This is a genomic window from Pseudoalteromonas sp. NSLLW24 (genome assembly GCF_015864725.1).
In the GTDB taxonomy this organism is placed as follows: domain Bacteria; phylum Pseudomonadota; class Gammaproteobacteria; order Enterobacterales; family Alteromonadaceae; genus Pseudoalteromonas; species Pseudoalteromonas arctica.
In genome coordinates this window covers 119629-141896 of sequence record NZ_JADYWQ010000009.1, presented here as the reverse complement: position 1 = coordinate 141896, position 22268 = coordinate 119629, and the positions used below count along the sequence as shown (strand labels likewise).

At 38.6% G+C, this 22268-nt stretch carries 19 protein-coding genes; 10 read left to right on the top strand and 9 right to left on the bottom strand.

The genetic code is table 11. The features are described from left to right. The first annotated feature begins 105 nt into the window (after nt 1-105). Together I6E72_RS11525 and I6E72_RS11520 are read left to right on the top strand one after the other, a co-directional pair. Complete coding sequence (locus I6E72_RS11525) at nt 106-3045, top strand: TonB-dependent receptor (RefSeq protein WP_169059817.1); 2940 nt, start codon at nt 106-108, stop codon at nt 3043-3045. 156 nt (nt 3046-3201) lie between these two features. Continuing rightward, a complete protein-coding gene (locus I6E72_RS11520; RefSeq protein ID WP_165734680.1) occupies nt 3202-4941 on the top strand; it encodes a SulP family inorganic anion transporter in 1740 nt (579 codons plus the stop codon). A 53-nt stretch (nt 4942-4994) separates the two neighbouring features. On the opposite strand, the gene I6E72_RS11515 is transcribed toward I6E72_RS11520, so the two are convergent. After that, nucleotides 4995-5672 (bottom strand): glutathione S-transferase family protein, encoded by a 678-nt coding sequence (locus tag I6E72_RS11515; protein ID WP_007581448.1) that lies wholly within the window; start codon nt 5670-5672, stop codon nt 4995-4997. 488 nt (nt 5673-6160) lie between these two features. On the opposite strand from I6E72_RS11515, the gene I6E72_RS11510 reads away from it, so the two are divergent. The 3 genes from I6E72_RS11510 to I6E72_RS11500 all read left to right on the top strand — a co-directional run bounded on the left by I6E72_RS11510 (nt 6161) and on the right by I6E72_RS11500 (nt 11462). Continuing rightward, nucleotides 6161-8338 carry a GAF domain-containing hybrid sensor histidine kinase/response regulator gene (locus I6E72_RS11510; RefSeq protein WP_197112367.1) on the top strand — a complete coding sequence of 726 codons (2178 nt, stop codon included), beginning with the start codon at nt 6161-6163 and terminating at the stop codon, nt 8336-8338. 284 nt (nt 8339-8622) lie between these two features. Further along, nucleotides 8623-9981, top strand: coding sequence for a serine hydrolase domain-containing protein (locus I6E72_RS11505; protein ID WP_197112365.1), 1359 nt, complete (start codon nt 8623-8625; stop codon nt 9979-9981). A gap of 206 nt (nt 9982-10187) precedes the next feature. After that, nucleotides 10188-11462, top strand: coding sequence for an alpha/beta hydrolase (locus I6E72_RS11500; protein WP_197112363.1), 1275 nt, complete (start codon nt 10188-10190; stop codon nt 11460-11462). Nucleotides 11463-11486: 24 nt separating this feature from the next. Here I6E72_RS11500 and I6E72_RS11495 read toward each other — a convergent pair whose 3' ends face one another. Then, complete coding sequence (locus tag I6E72_RS11495) at nt 11487-12308, bottom strand: AraC family transcriptional regulator (RefSeq protein ID WP_197101235.1); 822 nt, start codon at nt 12306-12308, stop codon at nt 11487-11489. Between the two features lie 126 nt (nt 12309-12434). On the opposite strand from I6E72_RS11495, the gene I6E72_RS11490 reads away from it, so the two are divergent. After that, nucleotides 12435-12905: a YHS domain-containing (seleno)protein gene (locus tag I6E72_RS11490; protein ID WP_197112361.1), complete on the top strand. Its 471-nt coding sequence runs from the start codon at nt 12435-12437 to the stop codon at nt 12903-12905. Between the two features lie 101 nt (nt 12906-13006). After that, entirely contained in the window at nt 13007-13441 is a 435-nt protein-coding gene (locus I6E72_RS11485) for a nuclear transport factor 2 family protein (RefSeq protein ID WP_165734604.1), read from the top strand. Between the two features lie 68 nt (nt 13442-13509). Here the strand turns inward: I6E72_RS11485 and I6E72_RS11480 are convergent, their stop codons facing one another. The 7 genes from I6E72_RS11480 to I6E72_RS11450 all read right to left on the bottom strand — a co-directional run bounded on the left by I6E72_RS11480 (nt 13510) and on the right by I6E72_RS11450 (nt 19157). Beyond that, nucleotides 13510-13851, bottom strand: coding sequence for a YajD family HNH nuclease (locus I6E72_RS11480; RefSeq protein ID WP_197112360.1), 342 nt, complete (start codon nt 13849-13851; stop codon nt 13510-13512). A gap of 37 nt (nt 13852-13888) precedes the next feature. Further along, entirely contained in the window at nt 13889-14824 is a 936-nt protein-coding gene (locus I6E72_RS11475) for a hypothetical protein (protein WP_197112359.1), read from the bottom strand. Nucleotides 14825-14909: 85 nt separating this feature from the next. Beyond that, nucleotides 14910-15524 (bottom strand): acyl carrier protein phosphodiesterase, encoded by a 615-nt coding sequence (locus I6E72_RS11470; RefSeq protein ID WP_024590241.1) that lies wholly within the window; start codon nt 15522-15524, stop codon nt 14910-14912. A 223-nt stretch (nt 15525-15747) separates the two neighbouring features. Then, nucleotides 15748-15981: a ChaB family protein gene (locus I6E72_RS11465; RefSeq protein ID WP_197112358.1), complete on the bottom strand. Its 234-nt coding sequence runs from the start codon at nt 15979-15981 to the stop codon at nt 15748-15750. A 16-nt stretch (nt 15982-15997) separates the two neighbouring features. Next, the gene (gene sodC, locus I6E72_RS11460) at nt 15998-16567 is read right to left on the bottom strand and encodes a superoxide dismutase family protein (RefSeq protein WP_197112357.1); all 570 of its coding nucleotides are present in this window, start codon (nt 16565-16567) and stop codon (nt 15998-16000) included. A 641-nt stretch (nt 16568-17208) separates the two neighbouring features. Continuing rightward, nucleotides 17209-17703 carry a hypothetical protein gene (locus I6E72_RS11455; protein WP_197112356.1) on the bottom strand — a complete coding sequence of 165 codons (495 nt, stop codon included), beginning with the start codon at nt 17701-17703 and terminating at the stop codon, nt 17209-17211. Nucleotides 17704-17924: 221 nt separating this feature from the next. After that, nucleotides 17925-19157 (bottom strand): Vgb family protein, encoded by a 1233-nt coding sequence (locus I6E72_RS11450; protein WP_197112355.1) that lies wholly within the window; start codon nt 19155-19157, stop codon nt 17925-17927. Between the two features lie 337 nt (nt 19158-19494). On the opposite strand from I6E72_RS11450, the gene I6E72_RS11445 reads away from it, so the two are divergent. From I6E72_RS11445 to I6E72_RS11435, 3 genes are all read left to right on the top strand, one after another. Then, entirely contained in the window at nt 19495-19740 is a 246-nt protein-coding gene (locus tag I6E72_RS11445; RefSeq protein WP_002958040.1) for a DUF4235 domain-containing protein, read from the top strand. A 386-nt stretch (nt 19741-20126) separates the two neighbouring features. Further along, nucleotides 20127-20435, top strand: a complete 309-nt coding sequence (locus I6E72_RS11440; RefSeq protein WP_007579961.1) for a hypothetical protein — start codon at nt 20127-20129, stop codon at nt 20433-20435. 303 nt (nt 20436-20738) lie between these two features. Next, on the top strand, nt 20739-21887 hold the full coding sequence (locus tag I6E72_RS11435) for a hypothetical protein (protein ID WP_197112353.1): 1149 nt from the start codon (nt 20739-20741) through the stop codon (nt 21885-21887). Nucleotides 21888-22268: the final 381 nt, after the last annotated feature.

Below are 22268 nucleotides of genomic sequence, written 5' to 3'. Positions count from 1 at the left end.
TACCACCTGTATGACACGCTACAGGGAAACAGCAGTTAAATTGGTTAACCAAACCAAGTAACAACACACACAATGACGTAAGTCGTACCCAAACGGGAGAGATACATGAAACTCAATCAAATTACTTCAACATTAATTAATAAACATAAAAGAAGTAGCTCTACAACAATCAGTGCAGCAGCCCTTTTATTAATGGCTTCTTCTACTATTGCAGCGCAAGAGGCTCCGGCAGCTTCAGAAACGGCAGCTGCAGATATTGAAGTTATTGAAGTAAAAGGCATGCTAGGTAGTATGAAAGCCGCCGCTATGCTTAAGCGTACTGACGGACGTATTGTAGATGCGATTGTTGCTGAAGACATTGGTAAGTTACCTGATAATAATATTGCAGAAGCACTGCAACGTATTACTGGTGTATCTATTAATACCGATTTTGGTGTGGGTGACAGTGTTTCGATTCGTGGCTTACCTCAAAACCGTGTTGAATTAAACGGTCGCTCTACTATTGGCGACTCTCGTGACGGTATTAGCTTACAAGATTACCCATCAAGTTTCTTAAAAACAGTAGAAGTCGTTAAGTCTCCTACTGCCGATATGATTGAAGGTGCATTAGGCGGAACAGTTAGCTTAAAAACAGTTCGCCCATTAGAGTTAGATAAACTAACTGGCGCAGTTTCATTAGATGGTGAATATGCAGATAAAACAGAAAAAGTAGCACCTATTTTTAGTGGTTCACTTGGTAACAACTGGGACTTTGACGAAATGGGTACCTTTGGTGCCATTGCTATGTTTTCGTATCAAGATCGTGAAATTCGCCAAGATGAAACGTCTAGCCGTGTTAAACCTCAAGACATTGATATTAATGGCCAAGAAGGTAATACACCAAGTGGCAACGCTATCGTACGAGACGAGCACAGTGTTGAGCAATATGTAGAACAACGTAAACGTACTGCTGTAAATTTATCACTTCAGTGGGCACCACAATCTGGTAATGGCATGGTGTATCTAGATTTAAGTGGCACTAAACGCTCTGGAGAGCAAAGTGGTAACTCTATATTAGGTGTTGCGGGTTCACTATCAACAGATGCAAATACAACTCAAGATGCTAACGGCGTAAATAATTACACGCTAACAAACGAATTTGGTATCCCTAAAACATACAGTGACTTTCGTGAAACTGACTCGTTTTCAAATGCACTTGGTGCAGAGTGGAACCTTACTGACAGTATAAAAATCTCTGGTGAAATTGCAGTAGCATCATCAGAAAGCGTAAGACCTGATTCTGAATTTACACTTCGCCCAATCGAAAAATCAACATTTGAAGCAAGTGGCGGAACTCAGCTAACAAATCATTTATATGATGGTGCATTTTCTCAAGACGGTAATAAATTACCAAGCATCATTCATTCAGATCCAAATGCATTTACTGACCCACAAAACTTAGCACTACGTACGTTTAAAAGTGAAGATAGAAGAACAGACAATGACGAAACAGCTATTCGTTTTGACGTTGAAATGTTTGAACCTCTCAGCAGCTTAAGCTGGGTATCTAAAGTAAAAGCAGGTGTACGTGTTACTAACCGCGATTACGAATATGAGCAATACAAAGTAGAAATTAAAGACATTTACAAAAATGCATTTAACGACTCAGATGGTTCATTAGCTACTTTATGGGTTGATGACTACAACGCTGCTTTTTCAAATAGCTTCACAACAGTTAGCCACGACAACTCTTTTGACCAATTAGGTCATTCAGGACAAAATGACCTACTAACGTTTTTAAGCTACAACGGTTTATCTAACCCTGCAAATACTTACGCTCAACTTCAGCAGTTACTTGCAGGTACTAACCTAGCGTCAACAGGTAGTCTTTCAGATAACCAAGAGTTCCAAGAAAGCGCATACCGTAACGTAGTTGAAGATACAGCTGCTGTGTACATATCAGCGTACTTAGACTTTGATAACATCACTGCGATTGTGGGTGGTCGTTATGTGACTACAGATTTAGAATCAAGCGTATTTCTTAATGGCGAAAAAGTAACTGGCGACAATGACTACAGCGACTTTTTACCAAGCTTAAACGTTACGTATAACTACTCAGACGAAACATTATTCCGCTTTGCTGCTGCAAAAGTTATGCGCCGCGCTGACTTTAGCGAGCTAAGCCCTGCATTTGACGTTAATAACGACATTACAGGTGCAACGCAAGGCTCTATTGATTTAGAACCATACCGTGCAACGCAATACGACTTATCTGTAGAGCATTACTTTGATGAAGGTAACGTACTATCTTTCGCAGTATTTTATAAAGATGTTGAGTCTTTCTTAAGTAACGAAAGTAGCTGTGTAGCAGCATCAAGCACTTCAACAGGTCAAAACGTAACTCAGTGGAACCAAGTATGTCAGCTTGACGTTGCAGGTGTATCTCAAGACAACCTAGTTTACTCAGATGCGACTGACTACCCTGTAGATATAGATGGCTTTAACCATGTTGCAGGCTTGCGTGACGCAGGACTAACGGGTATTGATACAGTTAAAAATGTAAACGGTGAAAACGGCTCAGTACAAGGTTTTGAAGTTGGTTACCAACAGTTCTTCACAAGCTTACCTGGTGCATTTTCTGGCTTAGGTGTTAATGCAAACTACACGTATGCAGACAGCGAACAACCAAACGGCAACCCATTATTAGATATTTCTAAAAATACGTACAACTTACAAGTATTTTGGGAATACGAAGGGTTCTCTACTCGTATCGCTTATAACTACCGTGACAGTTTCTTAGATACAGAAAACGAGAAACGCGTAGAAAATATTAACTCAGACGGCAGCATTTCAGCAGAAGGCACTGTTTACGGTAATAACTACCGTGACGACAGAGGCCAGTTAGATTTCTCTGCAAGCTGGGATATTAACGAAAACGTGACCTTAGTAGGTAATGCGACCAACTTAACGGGTGAGCCTTCAATCTACCTATCTGAACTAGGTGGTGCTTGGAAGTACACTGAAGCGGATCGCCGTTACAGCTTTGGTATTCGCGCTAAATTTTAATTTTCCCTAAAAACTAAAGCCTGCTTTTATGCAGGCTTTTTTACGTCTATAAAAAAGTAGCTTTATATTACGTAAAAAACACACCCACCTAGCTATACTTATTTGAACATTAAATTTACTATCAAAGCGTTACTACTATTAACAGGAAAAGTTGAAGTGCTGTCGCGTTTATATAATTTTATGCCGGGTTTAGATACATTGCTGCACTACGAGCGACAATGGTTTGCTGATGATGTAAGAGCAGCGCTATCGGTAGCTGCCGTAGCTTTACCTGTTGCCATAGCCTATGCGCAACTAACCGGTGTTAACGCCGCCGTCGGGTTATATTCTTGCATACTGCCAATGATGCTATATGCACTTTTTGGCACTTCAAAACAGTTAATAGTCGGTCCTGATGCTGCTACCTGCGCCGTTATTGCCGCCGTAGTAACACCTCTTGCTGCAGGTGACAGCTTTAAGCATTGGCAACTTGTTGTCACCATGACCGCTATGACCGGCTTTTGGTGCTTTATAGCCAGTAAATTTAAGTTAGGTGTATTAGCCGACTTTTTATCTAAACCTATTTTAATGGGATTACTAAACGGCGTAGCTATCACTATTATTGTTGGTCAATTTTCCAAAGTATTCGGTTTTACCTTTGACGAACGTTACCTACTTGAACGCCTAGGTGGTGTACCCACATACCTAGCGCAAACACATGTTCCCACCTTACTAATGGCTTTGTTTACACTGGCGGTTTACTTTGTCATGAAGCGCATAAGACCCACGTGGCCTGCATCTATGTTTGCCATTGCATTTGGTGCGCTTTTGGTATGGATTTTTGATTTAAAACAACTTGATATAAAAACCATTGGTACCGTAACTGGCGGGCTTCCCGTTTTTAATACCCCTGTTTTTGATTTAGGGATTATTCGTGAGCTAGTGGTACCCGCACTTAACTTAGCCATCGTGAGTTTTGTTAGTATGATGCTAACTGCGCGCAGCTTTGCCGCTAAAAATGGCTACGACATAGACGCCGATAAAGAATTTAGAGCGCTAGGTATTGCCAATATAGCGTCAGCTCTTTCGCAAGGTTTTGCAGTCAGTGGCGCCGACTCACGCACCGCTGTTAACGATGCAACGGGTGGTAAAACGCAGTTAGTATCAATAATAGCAGCGGCCATTATTGCGGTCATAGCCGTATTTTTAACAGCGCCACTTGAATTTATTCCAAGCGCAGCGCTAGGTGTTGTACTTATTATTGCCTCTGTTCATTTACTCGATTTAAAAGCTGTTTGGCAACTAAAACGAAAAGACAAACAGGCATTTTATCTCGCCTCAGCCACCTTACTTGCGGTGTTATTTATTGGCGTTATACCAGGGATCACACTTGCTGTATTACTGGGGTTATTTCAGTTTATTCGCACTGTAATGCGCCCAACCGACAATATACTCGGCGTAGATGTTAACGGTGTAGTAAGAAGTTTAGACGCCACAGATAAAGCAAAAGCAGTGCAAGGCGTGTTTATCTATCGCTTTAATTCACCTTTAACTTACTTTAATGCCAGCTACTTTAAACGCAGATTACTTGAGCAATACGCAAGGCAAAAAGACGACACCCACTGTGTAATAATTGACGCTGTGCCCTGCTTTACTCACTTAGATTTAAGCGTAATGGCAATGCTTGCCGATCTAGATGTTATATTTAAAAAGCGCGATATAAGGCTTGAACTTGCAGGTAGAAAACGCCAACTACTTTCGTGGTTTGAAATTGCAGGAATGAAGTCGGGAAAAGAAGGTATATATATTCACTCAGACCTATATATCGCCCTAAAAAGAAATAGCGTAAGCCAGCACACAGAGGAAGTTAATTTATTCGTGGCAGATGAAAATAAAGAGGTGCTAACACAGCCATGAAATACTAAACAGCAGATCAGCTAGCTGATCTGCTGTTTAGTATTAAGTACTTTTTATACTTTAGGGTAATTTGAAGGGAAAAACGCTTTTTTAGCGTCTTCATCAAACTCTTTTTTAAAGGCTACATCAGTACCAATTACGCGTGCACGTGCAACCGCTGGGCGGCTATCAATGCTTTCAAACCAACGCTTAAGATTTGGATACGGTGCTAAGCCCTCTTCACCTAATACAACCGGTGCTTTATCAATCCAGCCCCATGCAGATACATCAGCAATGGTATACGTATCACCCACAATAAAGTCACGACCTTCAAGGTGAGTATCAAGTACTTCGTAATGGCGCTGCGCTTCACGTAAATAGCGATTAACCGCGTAATCAAGCCCTTCTGGCGCCATGTGTCTAAAGTGTACACTTTGCCCTGAATACGGACCTAAACCAGATGCGATAAACATTAACCATGACAGCATTTCAGCGCGGTCATCGCCCTTGCCTTCTAGCTTTCCATATTTTTCAGAAAGGTACATTAAAATAGCATTCGAATCGAACACACGAGTTTCACCATCAACAATTGCTGGCGCCTTAGCGTTTGGATTAATTGCTTTAAATTCAGGTGTATGTTGCTCACCTTTTAAAGTATCAAGAGGAACAAGTTCAAACGGTAAGCCTGTTTCTTCTAAAAAGAGTGCAACCTTCATTGGGTTAGGAGTATGGTGAAAATAAAATTTAATCATGTAAAGTTCCTCAATAATTGAGACATGATTAAAGCACAACTTGAGCGGGTGTTCAAATTAAGTTTTAACTAAGTAAAATATACAGTTAAAACGTGATTTAATTGTAAGCATTTCGTGATACTTCATTAGTGAATATCACTTATGCCAAGGAAAATATCAGCCTTTTCGAGCCATCACATGCTTTTAGAAATTTATAATTCACAAGGTTGCAGAATTTGCCCACCAGCAGAGCTGCTGAGTTTCAAAATTTACAGATGATGTAAAACTATAGACTGGTTTAATCCCTATTAATTCCGATGTTAATTACTGAGAGTGTTCAGTATGGAAAGATCCTTTTTACTTTCGCTGGTTTTATAAAAAACACTTCAAAAAAATAATAAGAGAGTAACAAAATACAGAATCTATTTATTAGCCTGATTTAAATGTTAAAGTTGTCATTATCACTAAATTACTCTTATAGTGAATCTATATAAATATTGAGCAATACTATGATAAAAGCACAAATACCAGTAGACGAAGAATCTAGATTAAAAGCCCTGTATGAGTATGAAATATTAGATACTGAAGCCGAAAAAGTATTTGATGATTTAACTCAACTTGCTTCTGATATTTGTGAAGCCCCCATATCACTTATAAGCTTAGTTGATCCACAAAGGCAGTGGTTTAAATCAAAGTATGGTATCGATGTAGACTCCACCGAAAGAGATATCGCATTTTGCTCTCATACAATACTGCAAGACCAAGTATTTGAAATACAAAACGCTCTACTTGATGAACGTTTTTATGATAACCCTCTAGTAACCAGCGATCCAAACATTCGGTTTTATGCGGGCACACCGCTAGTTACACCTAGTGGCAGCACAATTGGTACATTATGTGTTATCAGCGACCAGCCAAAAAAGCTAACTCAAACACAAATTAACGCACTGAAAATACTTGGCAAAGAAGTTATCGCACAACTTGAGCTCAGGTTAAACAACAGAAAGCTGGCCACTGCATTAAAACAACAACAAATACATAATAAAAATCTTGAAGAACTAAAAAAAGAAGCTGATACAGCTAACACTCTAAAAGGTCGATTTTTAGCAAATATGTCACACGAGCTAAGAACTCCGCTGCACGGCATTTTAAATTTAGCTGAGTTTGGACTGGCAGAGACTTCAAATATAGAAAAAGATAACGCCTTAAAAAGTATTTTAAGCTCCGCGAATATACTATCAAATATTGTAAATGACATTTTAGACTTTTCAAAAATTGAAGCGGGTAAATTAAATATTGAGAATATTAACTTTAACCTGAGCGAAGTCATTAACAATGTAATTAATCCACTAATGAAACAAGCCACAGATAAAGGAATAAAATTTATTCCATCTATAGATAAAAATATCGCTACAACCTTAAAAGGCGATCCTGTCAGAATTTCACAAATTTTAAATAACTTATGCTCAAATGCGATTAAATTTACACAACAAGGCCAGGTAGAGTTTAAAGTCACTGTAAAAGAGAACTCCTTCAACACGCAAAATATTGTATTTGAAATAATCGATACAGGTATTGGTATTAGTAAAGCTGCACAGCAAAATTTATTTAAAGAGTTTCATCAGGCTGATTCATCTACATCTAGAAAGTACGGGGGCACGGGCCTTGGCCTCTCCATTTGCACCAAGCTAAGTGATTTAATGAATGGCAAAATCAACTTCACGAGTAAAGAAGATAAAGGTTCTGTATTTACTTACCAACAAAGCTTTGAAACATCAGAACTCGATGAATTATTAAAACCAAATAAAGAAATAACCGATTTACAAGGGTGTACTATTTTGGTTGCCGAAGACAATAAAGTAAATCAAGTTGTCGTAAGTAAAATGCTACAAGCCCATAATGCGAAAGTAATATTTACCGAAAATGGCAAAGAATGCGTTGATTACTTTTTTGCCAACCATGTTGATTTGATTTTTATGGACATTCAAATGCCAGTGATGGATGGAGTGCAAGCCACTAAAATAATTAGAGCGCAACAAACAGGTAAAACAACGCCAATTATTGCCATGACAGCCAACACCATGAAACAAGATATTGAACACTATTTAGATATTGGTATGGATGGCTATTTAACGAAGCCATTTAATAAAGAGCATTTAAATAGCTTGCTCAATGTCTATAATCCAAAAAACTCAAATCTCAAAAATTTAGCAGTTAAAGTTAGTAACCCAAACATTACGAGTGAACGTAAGCTAAAACAGATATGCAATGAGCTAAAAAAGTTAATTCCAAATGCCGACAGAGTCAGTCTCTGGTTATTTAATCACGACTATACTGCCATTAATAGCTTAATTTGCCTTGATGAAAAAAATGAAATAGTAAGTAATGCAGTTTTAAAAGCTGAAGACTTTCCTGCATACTTTGACTATATTTTAGATCATAAAGTATTAGACGCATCAGATGCGAGAAACCACGAAATCACTAAAAACTTCACCAAAGTTTATTTTGAACCATCAAACATTTACTCCTTGCTTGATTACATCTACTTTATTGATAACAAGCCACTAGGTGTTATTTGTTGTGAAAGTGTTGGCTCAAAAATTTCATGGAGCCATGCAGATAAACTGTCACTAATTAAAGTAGCTGATGTAACAACCTTGTTTTTATCCAAGCGGCTGAAATCATAGTAGCTACTTAATATATATAAAATGGGAGGAGTGCCTAATTACTTAAACTATTTAACTAAGCGGCATATGCCACCAAGGTTATGCGCGTTTATTGATTTAACAAAAAGTTTGAATGTATATGGGTAACTAAAGCGAAGCGTTGAGTTTACTTTTTAGCTGTGCAATATTAACTGGCTATAAACTAAAAATAATACTTATAAATTAAAGTAAATAACCGCTTAAATGAAGCACAGGGATCGCTAAGCCTATCTACAGGTTTGGTATAAAAACTAAAAAGGATGAATATGATTAAGCCATTTTACGCTAGCTGTTTGTTAGCCCTCTCGCTATTAACACCCTGCCTTGTAAAAGCAAATCCGACAGCCTCGCAGTATCAGGAAATTCTTAACGATAACCTTGCTGAAAACGAGCCTGGGGTATCGGTAATTATAAGTAAAAATGGCAAAGTACTTTTTAAAGGAACGCGCGGGCTTGCCAACCTTGAACATAACATTGCACTTAATGAGCAAAGCGTTTTACGTTTAGGTTCTATTTCAAAACAATTTACTGCAGCTGCAATTATGATGTTGCAAGAGCAAGGTAAGCTAGCGGTTACCGATGATATTCATAAGTATGTTGCAAGCTTCCCAACAGAGGGCAACCTCGTCACAATCGAAAACTTATTAACCCACACCTCAGGCATCGCCAACTACACAGATGACGACGATCTCTTTGATAAAGAAATACAAGTACCCACAAGCGTTGACGATGCACTAGCGCGATTTGCCAAACACCCAATGGTGTTTAAACCCGGCGAAACAATGGCTTATTCCAACACGGGTTATTCACTGCTTGGTAAAATAATTGAAGTAGCAAGTGGCCAGTCTTACAAAGACTTTATTGAACAACACATATTTAAAAAATTAGGAATGACTCAGAGCAGCTACGAAGGGCAAGAACTTGTTGCCCATCGCGCATCTGGCTATGAGCAAACAGAGCAAGGATTTATCAACACCAGCTACATTAATATGGATTGGCCATATGCCGCAGGTGCGCTTATATCTACTCCAACTGACTTAAACATTTGGTTTAGTGCGTTATCGTCTGGCAAGCTTATTAGTAAAGCAAGTTATGAGAAGATGGTCAGCCCTTTTGAACTAAACGACGGCAGCGTTTCATCCTATGGTTACGGATTAATTATTAAGCCTTTGAATGAATACACCGTAATTAAACACACTGGCGGAATAAATGGCTTTTTAGCACATGCACGCTATATTCCAGAACAAAAGCTATATGTTGCAGTACTGGCTAATTCAAACCACATAAATCCTATTTTTATCAACGAAAAACTCACAGCCAGAACTCTAGGTATTACACTCCCCGAGTTTAAAAAAGCAGATGTAACAGAGCAGCAATTAGCGCCCGTATTGGGTGATTACCGTATTGATAAAAACACCTTACGCAGCCTAATTTTTGAAAATGACGTTTTGTATTCAAAGCGCACTGGTGGCGATAAAACAAAACTTATTACCATGTCTAAAAATAGCTTTTACTACCCTAATTCAAACAATTACTTAGTAATAGAAAAAAACAACCAAGGCCAATTGGTAATGAAGTATTTTAGTGGATTATCAACAACGCCTACTGAGGCGATTAAGATTTAGCTTTATAAGCCTCCCAAAAAAACAATGCCCGCAGCTTTCGCTACTTATAAGCTCGGGTATTTTTATTTTGAATCCTCGTTAACGCAACAATACATTATAAAATTAGTATGTGATGTGTGAAAGGTAATAAATATGTTACTTTTTATATGCTAATTTTATACTTAACCTCTTTAAAATAATTTATAAACCGAAAATAAGGAATAAGCATGCTTTTTCACCCTCTAGGTAAATCCTATATTTTCGCCCCTTTGCTCATTATTTTGCTATCTGCCTGTACTTCAAACCCAGCTTTAATGCCTACACCCAATTTATATATAAGTACGCCTTATTCAGAAGCCCAAGTACCTAAAAACCTACATACTACAAGTATGGAATTGCTCTACGTTACAGACCGAGCAATTTCTGAAAAAGAGGGGGTTATGTATAACGCAAGTCGCTCGCCATCAATTGCGTATGGTGTAGCAAAAGTAAATTTTGGCGATAAGTCGTTGCAGTGGAGTGAGCTATTAAAGCAAAGTAATCTTAAAAATCGCTCCGCTAATTTAACTTACGTAATGGAAAAAGCAGATGAATTAGGTCGTTTTCCTTTATCGCCTTATAAATTTAGACGCGTAAAAAATAAACTCCAAATTGACGAAGATATTTTAGAACGCAAAATTTTTCACGAAACCCAGTTAAACAAAAACATTAATCAGCGTTTAAAAAACAGTAATAATAAAGACGTTATTTTGTTTGTGCATGGCTTTAATAATACCTTTAACGAATCGGTATTTACCCTTGCCGGTATATGGCATTTTTTGAATCGACAAGGCGTACCTATTGTTTACTCTTGGCCTGCCGCTGCCACAGGATTAACCGGCTATTTTGAAGATAAAGAGTCTGGTCAATTTACTATTTTTCATTTAAAAGAAACTTTGCGACTGCTTTTCAAAAATCCTGAAATAGAAAACATTCATATTATTGCGCATAGCCGTGGCACCGATGTAGTAACCACAACACTTAGAGAGCTTATAATTGAGAACAGAGCCAGTGGCGGAAATCCCCGCGAAGACCTGCGTATTGAAAACTTAATTTTAGCAGCCCCTGATCTCGATTTTGGTATTATTAAACAAAGGCTAATGGCAGAGCAATTTGGGCCTGCATTTGGACAAATTACCATTTACACCTCTCAAGAAGATAGCGCATTGGGTATTTCACAGTGGCTAACAAACAGCTTGAGCTTTGGTCGGCTAAACACCAAAGATGTAAACATAAACGAGCAAGACATATTCACTTCTGTAGGTAACGTAAGCCTAATTAAAGTGCCTAAATCTGGCAGCTTAATTGGTCATGATTACTTTCATAGTGATCCTGCAGTAAGTTCTGATCTTATTAATTTGATATTACATAAAGCATCGCCAGGCTCTAAAAAACGACCTCTACAAAAGCTCGAAAACAACTTTTGGTCGCTCAATTCAAATTACTTAATTAAAAACGAATAGTAGTTAGCACACAAAAAATAAAGCTTACTGCTGACTCAATAACCACTCTTTTGGCGCTTGCCCTGTTTTTTTTCTAAATACACGGGCAAGTGCAGAGCCATTTTCGTACCCAACCTGATTAGCTACTAAATCCATATTTTGATTTTTTAAAATAAGCTTTTTAGCAACCGATAAACGCCAATCAGCCAAATAGTCAGCCGGTGTTTGCTCAATTACTCGCTTAAAGGTATCGGCAAATTTAGAGCGCGACATACCACATTCCTCAGCCATAGTGCTGAGCGACCAGCTTTGTTCTGGGGTTTGGTGTATTTTTATTAATACCTTAGCCAACTGAGGATGGGCAAGCCCTGCCATCATCCCGCTTTTAATTGTGCCTTCTTCTAGTACTTTACGAAGCACACTAATTAAAAATACATCGCATAAGCGATCTATAATTAAATGCTTACCGCTGGCGTCTTTAAATGCCTCTTCAAAAATCCAAAAAGCACTCTGCGCTAATAATCCATCACCCGTTAATTCGTAATTTAAGCAAAAAGGCAGCGCCTGCAATAAAGGGCTATGCCCTCCACTTTGATAGCTAATTTGTGCACACACTAAATCAGCACCGTCACCCTTATCCGAAAATAAACAGTGCCCTGTAGAGTGAGGAAAAAAAATAACCGAAGGCGTAGACAAAACCACTTCAAAACCACTATTACTGCGCACTTTTAACGTACCAGAACGTAATAAATGTAAATGCCCAACACCTTGATCGTCACTAAAGTCACTCGTACCGCACATGTTCCCACTAAAAAACACATTGGCATTAAGTGAAAAATGACTCAGTACACTCGAAAGTACGTCCATAAACGCCTCTTTGGATTATTGGTATGAAAATACAGACTAATAGACGCATATTAACCAAAAAATAACGATAAAGTACAGTTGAGTTTTAAACAAACACACTAATTAAATTACCCTTTGGAGATACACATGAAATTTTCGACACTGACTAAATCAGCTTTTTTTGCAGCATCAGTCCTTGCAAATTCACTAAGCTTTGCAGCAGACATAGACGCAAATGCCGACGTTAACGACATTGCAATTAGTGGTTACGATACCGTTGCTTACTTTACCCAAAACAAAGCAGTAACAGGCAGCTCTGAATATACTGCAACACATAAAAATGCCATTTATAAATTCACCTCAGCTAAGCACCGCGACTTATTTAGAGCGAATCCAGAAAAGTACGCACCACAATTTGGTGGCTTTTGTGCGTTTGGTGTATCAATGGAGAAAAAATTTGACGTAGATCCAGAAGCGTTCAAAATTGTTGATAACAAACTTTATTTAAATCTTGATAAATCAGTTCAAAAACAATGGCTAAAAGACGTACCTGGCTTTATTAATTCAGCCGACTCAAACTGGTTTGACATAAAAGACAAAACAGCAAAAGAGCTTTAATAAACAAAGTTTCATTTAAATATAATATTGTGAGGCTGCTTTAGCTTACACCAGCAGCCTTAAATTTAGTGCGTTGTTCATTATTAGCAGTAGAGAGTTTTATGTTGAAATCGTTGTTAGTTATTATAAGTGTTACCTTTTTATCGTTTAGTACATTGGCTGATCAAGCCTCTGATAAAGTAGCGATAAAAGCCGCAGTAAACGACTACTTTCAGGGTCAGGGTGAGGCGAGTAAAGTGCGTTTATTTCGCGCATTTGCAGCAGATCACGCAACAATGGTTGGCGTCGTAAAAAACGACGACGGTAAAGAAGTTATTAAGTCGTATAAAGACATGACCAGTGTACTTAACCAATGGGCATCAAACAAAAATCCAGCAGGTGGAAACCTCGATGGTGAAGTTATCAGTATGAACATTGTTGACGACCGTTTAGCTGTTGTTTTATTTCGCTCTACTAACCGCTTTTACGATGCACTAACATTAGCTAAACTAGATAATGAATGGAAAATAGTCGCTAAAGCTTATATTTTGCAATAACTATTAAACCAATAATCGCTGTTATAAAATTTTAACCTGTTTATTTGACCATTAACGTGGCTCAAATATTACTTTGATTTATTTAACAGCGCTTTTAAATCGGCAAACGGAGAATGCGTTGCAGCCTCTATCTTTCGCTCTGTAGTCGACCCGCCATACATAATATGTTCGTGGTATTTATTGTGCTCATTATCGTGGCAATAAATACACAATAGCTCCCAGTTACTGCCATCTTCAGGATTATTACTGTGGTTGTGATCAACATGATGCACCGTTAACTCACGCAAATTAGAGTACTCAAACTCACGAGCACAACGCCCGCATACCCAAGGGTATAACCTTAAGGCTTTTATTCTATAACCTTCCTCTTGCTTCACATAAGCCTGAGGTACTGCGTTATTATTACTCATAGTATTCCTGGTAAATTCACTATTTCGGTGCTCAATACTAAAAAAACTTAATTACTGACAAATCACCAAAAGAAGTATCTATATGCCGGCCTGTTTGCTCCCACGCACGTAGTACAACCATAAGTTTTTTATTGTCAGAAGTCCAAGAAATTCCACCGCCGTATGCTTCAACTTTTTCACCGCCCGAATCTTTTAACCCCAGCCCAGGGTCTGTATTTCGAATATTTCCCTTACCTACTTTGTACTCAGCAAATACGTGAACATTATGCGGTAACGAAAATGATAAAAGCGAGCCAATACTCGCCCCATACGAATTAGAAATTAACTTAGTGACCTGTGGTGCAGATGAATTTAAAAAATCAGCCTGAAACACAATATTATCTTTATTCTCAAGAGATACATGCTTAAAAGACCACGCGCCAACAATACTTAACGACAAATCAAATTTGCTGCTTAGCTTTGGCCTATTAAGAAAAAAATGCTCAAACAAAGACTCTTTATTATTGAAGGTATAGAAGTTGTGTTGGCCAGATAGCTCAAACTTGGTTGAACGTGTATTTTGCGAGAAAATTTGATCCGTTTGATTGCCGCTTAAATTGCTAGCCGTGCTTTGCAGCCCTTCAAGCGTTTGATAGTTAAATGTGATTTTAGAATTTTTAAATTTTCTATACGAAAGCAGTATATCTTGTGTTTTTGTTTCAACATCATCTTCGAAAATATCGGCTGAATAACCAATTTCAATGTCGTTAATATCAAAAAACACACCCACACGTTGATTGTTTATGGGCTCTAACGAAAACAGTGTTTTTTGATTACTCCCAGCCAAGTCGTCGTATATTAACGCGTGACTAGTGTTAGGGTTTGAAATAGTGGTTCGTACCGACTTTAAGTCAAAGTCGAAAGCCAATACAGCACCAGATTGAAATGCCGCTAAAACAGCAAAGCTCACAATAACCAAGTAATTGCGATTCATTAAAAACACTCAAAAATTAATTTGTATTAGAGTAGCGTTTTTTTCACCTTAAATTATCACAAAAGGTTAACAATTGATGAAAACTTTAAATAATGCGCTTTATGTCATTTTTTGGGGTGCTTTCAAGGTCAAACTCACTTACATGCTTAATTAGCTCCGGGAAGAACGCTAAAAACACGGCTTCTAATTCGTCGTAGTTACGCGTTATATCATCAGCCGCCCCCGCAAAGTTATTAGTAAAACGGATGCGGTTAGCAATATTATCAAGTGCTACTCCTATTCCCTCAACGGTTTCGTACTCTTTAAACCAATCGTTTTTAGTCATACTTGTTACAACATGCTGCATGCGCGGCGGCATAACAGGTATGCGATTATTCAAAAGCTGATAGCTGGTGTACTTAAAATCACTTAAAGGTTGCTTGCTAAATCGCTGCCAATGCACAATTAAAAAATGATCAAACACCACATCAATAGCCACACCAGCAAAACGTTTACGCTCAGGTGAAAAGTACTGTTTAGCGTGTTTAACTGCGCGGTGGGAGTCGGTAAATTTATCGACTAAATAGTGGTTATCGAGCCCGTTTTTAACCGTATTTGGTAAGTACTCTACATGCCTTTTACCACCAAAGTCGCCCAATAAGTTCCCAAAGTGAGAATCGGCTGTGGGCTGCGCTAAATAAAGATGAGCTAAATAATTCAAAGTGTTCTCGGGCTTGGCTAATACAAACAAATAATAACGTAAATTTAAACTAAACTCACATTCGTGTTTAAAGCAGTACTTATGGTTTTGCTTACCAATTTTACTCAAACATACTGCAAAGTATTGTATAAACAGCGCAAATATAAAACGAGTATATAAAAAGCCGCTATATCAGCTATGGCGGCTTTTTAATGCTTTAGCCTTGTTGTTAGTTTGATCAAAACTAGTTACTCGACTTAACCCAATTTCCATTGTCATTTTTACTGTAGCTATTTTTAACCGCAGACCAAGCAACTTTATGCGCTGTGGTTTCGCGGTCGTCGTCGTTTTTTCTATCGCTTGGGTCCTTGTAGGTTTCCCATGCACTATTAAACGCCTCTTGATATATGTCTTGAGCATGTTTAGGTAAGTTACTTTTTACCGACTCAGGTAATTCATCACGGTTTTTATATGGCATAACTTTCTCCTTATATTTACTCAATTACGCCACAAGCAACACGGCTACCACCGCCACCTAATGGCTTTGGCTCATCTGCATAGTTATCACTTCCTTCGTGGATCATCACTGCATGTTGTTTAAGTTTTTCAAGCGTGAGCCTTGGCGCTAAAACAGGCGATTTAGCTTGGCCACTTTCATTTACATACAACGCCGGTAAATCGCCTAAATGGCCGTTAGCCCAAGGAGCATCATGATGCTCGCTAGCTTTTGGATCGAAATGCCCACCAGCGGCACCACCTGGCACTACCTTATCGCCTTTTTTCTTGGGTTCACAACTAGCAAATTGATGAACATGAAAGCCGTGTTGCCCCGGCGTTAAACCTTTTAAGTTTGGTGAAAAAACAACGCCATGATCATTTTCTGTTAGTGTAATAGTGCCTAGTAATTGCCCCTGGCCCGACTTAGTAACTTGGTGCATTTCAACGTTTACATTAGCCAGTGCACTATTTTGTAGTAACACGCTGGTAAATAATATTGCAAAAGCAGGTTTTAAAACGCGGTTTAAACTTCTTTTAGTTTTTGAATCAAACTGCAAACAATTCATCATCATCTCCTGGTTTAGTATCAAATTAATAAAACAATATCGCTAAATTAAGCGACTATTAAATAAGTAGTTTCAATGTCTATACCAGTCCTATGTTCAAACATACATTTATGTATTTTTTAGTCGCAATTTATTGATTAAAATAACTTTAACTAAATAGCCATTTAATTAATGAGCTAACTTTTACTCAAAGATTAAGTAAAAACCGAGGCATATTTACAAAGCTCGTGAGAAAAGATTACCAACGTCCCTACCAAAAAAGACAATCCAAGTGAAAAAGACGATATTAAAGAGGCCCTTATTACTTAGGCGGTAGTCTCGAGTGTTGGTGTTGGTTGAATGGCCGTACGTTATAAAATAAAGAAGCGCCAATCTAAATAAGTCTTTTACAGAGACTCTTCACGCGTTATATTTATAAGGGGTATTTATTAATCAAAGCATGTTTTAAAAAAATCCGCTTATATATGGGTCCCTTTAATGACAAAAAATTACGTTATTTAGTTGTTCTATATCAGAAGTTTTTAACGCAGTTAGCGTAATATTTAATCCCTCAAATTGATTAAGTATTATTGCTTGGCACTAAAAAGCGAGCACAAAAAAAGGTGAAACCAAGTTTCACCTTTTTAATTAATTAGCTAACGTTACGCTGTAGAAACGTTACTTGCGCCTGCATTGTTAAGTATTTCTTCAATAGCATTTTTGTTGTCACTATTGTACTTAATACCAATTAATATAGAGCCTTTTTCAATGGCATCTTCATAATACTTAATTTCGTGCTCGGGGATAAACGCACCAACTGCGGCACCTAAAGTACCACCAACTGCAGCGCCTGCGCCACCAGCAGCAAATGCAGCGACTAATGGACCGGCAACTAATAAGCCTGTACCACCTGTTGCTACAGTCCCTACGGCAGTAAATCCGCCAATAATTGCAGCAAGAATACCACCTGAAGCCGCGCCTATAATGCCGCCCTCGGCAGCTTTAGTACCTTCGTCTACAGCAAAATCTTCCTTTGCATATGAGTCGTTGGCTACAATACTAATATCAGCTTCATTAATACCTAAAGCTTCTAATCTATAAATTGCGAGTGTTGCTTGTGATGCACTTTCGAATAACCCAGTAATAACGGTACTCATAATAACTCCTTTATTTATTTAAGAAAATACACTTACTACCAAGCAAAACTCAAACCAAGTAAATTATCATTTAAAATCAACAATATAAAACAAAACCCCGTACTAGCACTCTTATTATTAGAGTAAAAATTGCTAAATTTTGTAAAAAACTCCTATCCACATAAACAAACTTACTAACAAGCGGTATGCCGTTTTTAATATAAATATATTAATTAAAATTATTACTTAGACCATGTAATTTCAACTAATTGGTTAGTCGCTGTTTGGTGAATAATCAGCCCATTATTCCCCATGCGCATATGCCTAATTAAGCCAGAGTAAACACCCTCTTTGCTCGGAATTTGCCAGCTTTGCATGGTTTCGGTATTAAGGTCGAACCTTACTAAGGTTTCGGGGCGTTTAGCTGATTCGTTAAACCAAATAGCGTTATCTGCATATTCAATTGCATAAGGGTGGCTGTTTTCACCGCTGGGATTATCCCACTGCGTTATTTTACCGTTTTTAGGATTATAGCGGCCAAGTTTACCCATACCAGAGTTAACATAAAAAACCATATTGTCAGGCGTAATGGCAAGTCGCCTTGCATGCGTTTTAGCACCCGGGAGTTTAATTTCGCTAAGCTCCATAGAGCTTTTATCAACTTTAACCAAACAGTTACTACCATTACACGAAACCCATGGCGTGCCGTTTGAATCAAGCTTAATACCATATGGCCGTGAGCCTTTAGTGGGTAAAGTAGCGAGTTTAATATCGCCAGTTGTAGGGTCTAGCTTGCCAATCATATTACTATGTTGGAGGGTAAACCAAAATATGCCGGCTTCATCAAATACACCGGTATGCGGGTCGCGGGCGTTTTTATCGGGCATTTTATATACTTTAAATTTTTCGGTTTTTAAATCTAAATATCCAACCGTGCCATTTTTATTACCTAAAAACCAAGGAGTTTGATTTTTATCAAGCGACACACTGTGCGCATAGGTATCACTTGGCAGTGTGTACTCTTTCATATCGCCGGTTTTAGGGTCTAACCTGCCTAAAATATTACCCCACTGGCCAACCCACCAAATAAGTCCGTTTTTACCTTGCACCGGATCGCGAGCGCGCTGCCCAAGCGTAGGCACTTGCCAGTACTTAAAGCTAAGCTTTAAATCGCCCGCAACAACCTTAGACTCGCGCTTTGTATTAACAGGATAATGCTCAGCTAAATAAGCGCTTATATCTTTACTAAGCGCGGTATCTGCGCCCGTATCAACCATATAGCTTATTAGTGTTTGCCAGTCCTGCTGGCTATAACCCGCACTGCGCTCAAGGTTAGTTAAACTATGGCAACTAGCACAAAGCTGCTCAACTAGCGGCCCTTGCTCGTTACTAAGCACAGTTACCGGTGCAGCCAAAGTGCCCGACACAGCCATTACCGCAACGTATTTATTAAATAAAAATCGATTTTTACTCATAACGCCCTCCCTTGTTTTTAATATTAAAGCATAGGGCAAGAGTGTTTACTATCTGTACAGCAATGAGTGCGATAAGCCGGCTAGAAGGTAAGTTAAATTGCAGGGTTAATATCTAAAAAGAAGATTTCGAGCAGAGCTGCGCACGCTCTACATTGGTTATTTAGCTTGTGGTAAGTGTGGTGTGAGCGTGGTTTTAAACGACTAATTTGCACAAATACAAAACGCCCTAATTTAAAAGCTCCTCAACCTATCGGTATGTAAATTGCTGGTACTACTGTTCTTACTTAAAGAGTTACATATTGATAACTCACGCTACAACTAAATAATCGAGGGTAATATGAGTAATAAACAGCTAATTACGACGATAGGTATAGGTCTGGCCGCTGCATCAGCAGGTATGTTAACAAGGAAAACTTTACAAAAATCGTGGGAAAAGGTTACCAACGAACCAGCCCCAAAAGATAGACCAAGCGAAGAAACCGATCTCAAAGAGGCCGTTACATGGGCAGTGGTCTCAGGTATTGGTGCGGGTGTTGCAAGAATGGCCGTACGTTATGTGCTAGATAAGCGCCGATCCAAATAAACCGACCCGATTGATACCTCTTATAAGTATTAATCGTAATGCGGTGAGGCTCTAAAGGCGGCTTGCGACAACCAATCCCCAGTTGTCGCAAGCAACTTTGCTAAAGCCTAGTTAAGGTTACTTAACTATTGAGCTAAAAAACATATTAATATCCAAACCGGGGTTCTGTGGTTAAATTTAAAATGTCGGATGGCACGGCTGCGCCGCTTATCCGACCTACGTAGGTTGAAAAAGCCAAAGGCGCCTTCCAACAGGGCCTCCTAGATTTTAAGCAGATACACTCTATTAAACATTAACTCTCTTTCAAAGTTGTTGCCTGCCTACAAGCTTGCGTATAATGCCCACATTCCGGCTGCATTTTTTAGCCGCTAACTTGGATTTTAATAATGAAAAAACTCTCTGCAGTGCAAATAAAGCAGCAAGCACTTGTACTTAACACAGCTGAAAAATTAGAAGAACAAGGCCGCGCTGAGCTCCCAGGCATGCTGCAATGCTGGTTTGATGTGGAATACCACTTATTTCCAAGTACACTACTGCTGTGCTTTCAGTTTGAAAACGAGCAAGCCTTAGCGGCCGCAGAGCCTGACTTATTAAAGTGGCAAAAACGCTTAAGCGGCGCAATGCTTAAAAAGGGCGTGATTTTAAAAGATATGCGTAAACATTTAGTGTTTACCTTAAAAGGACCTGACGATTAATAGAGGGTTTTAAAGGGATATAAGGCCTTTCGCTCGTGTAGCCGAAGCGCATAAAACTATAATGAAAAGCCGTTGCATTGCTGTAACGGCTTTTTACTTTTATTAGAGCTTAAAGTAGTACCTATAAAGATCAATTTTTGACTCAGGGATTTTTATTAGCCGATGATACTAATTGGCCGTTAAACAATACTAATGCACGGCAAAAGCAAATATCAGTCGATTCAACGTTAATTGGTTGCCCTAAGTTAGCAATAGTAGGATAGTAAATTACACATAAAACAATAGCTTTATCTTAGGAGTATTATGATCAAAGTATTATTAGCGACCAGCTTAATTGCCTCTTCATTCGCTGTTTTAAGTAACCCTTTAACTGTTGAAGAACAGCGTATCAACAAAGCCCAATCAGCAATGCCAAATGTTTTAAATGCATTTACCCCAGAAATATCAAGTTTTGAGCAACAATTTAAAGAATTAAATAACTTTAAAAGTGCAAAAATATTAGTGCAAAGCTTTAGCTTTGAACTGTGGGAAAACGCCAAGCAACGCATAGTAAAAACCAACAATTACGACGACCGAGAGCTCTACTGGGCGCGCCTGCTTTCAAGCAAAGTAATACGCACAACGTCACCTAAATTTTCAATTACGCAGGCTCAACTAAATACTTTACTAACCTTACTTGAAGAAGGCAGCAGAGGACGTACCGACCTTGCTTTTTCATCAGGCAGTACTAAAAAAATATTACTTACAGGCTTTGACCCATTTTTACTCGATAGAAATATAAACCAAAGTAACCCCTCAGGTGTTGCGGCGTTATTACTCGATGGCCAAGTTATTAATTACAACGGCGTGAGCGCAGAAATAAACACCGTTATGGTGCCTGTGCGCTACGAAGACTTTGATCAAGGAATAATAGAATCGCTACTTGCCCCCTACTACGCACTTAATAATGTAGACATGGTAGTAACCGTAAGTATGGGCAGAACAGAGTTTGATTTAGAGCACTTTCCAGGTAAACGCCGCAGTGTAACCGCCCCCGATAATGCCAATATTGTGTATGGCGGAACGCAAACAAGCCCAGTAATACCAAAGCTTAATGGCCGACCACTCCCTGGCAACGAGTTTGTAAAATTTAGCTTGCCTGTAAGTTACATGCAACAAGCCAAAGGCACTTATAAAGTTATCGACAATCACGAAGTCACCACGCTTGAAAAAACCTATAAAGCAGGTTCGTACGGCGAGCTTAAAAATAGTATTGCGGTAAATGGCGGCGGCGGTGGTTACCTGTCTAACGAAATATCGTACCGAAGTATTCGCCTGCGCGATGCGCTTAATTCAAGTATACCTACAGGGCATATTCATACCCCACGTATACAACAATTCGAACCTGAAACAGAAGCTAAAATAGTAAAACAAATAAAGGCAATGCTAGAGCAAAGCTTAGTAGCGCTATAGTTTATAACGACTAGTTTAAGTGCATAATAAAGGGCAATAATATTGCCCTTTTTTATAACTAACTCTCCCACAGTTAATCACATGGTAAACGCATTTTTATATTCTATACGCAGTGTTCAAGACATAGTAATTAACTCAATGAGCGACAAACTATAAATCTAAACCTTTAATATGTAGTCAAAATTTGGCGCCTTTGGTTCCACTAAAAGTCGACTTGCTGCACAGTTGTTATGGGGCTTTGGGGATCTGCATGAAGGCTAAATCCTTTTACCATGCTATAGAAATAATTAACCCCTCGCAGGGCGCTGAGCTTACGGGTAGCGGGAGGGGTGTTGTTAAGTGTAATAATAGAGATTAAAAGTATAATTTCAAGATATTTGT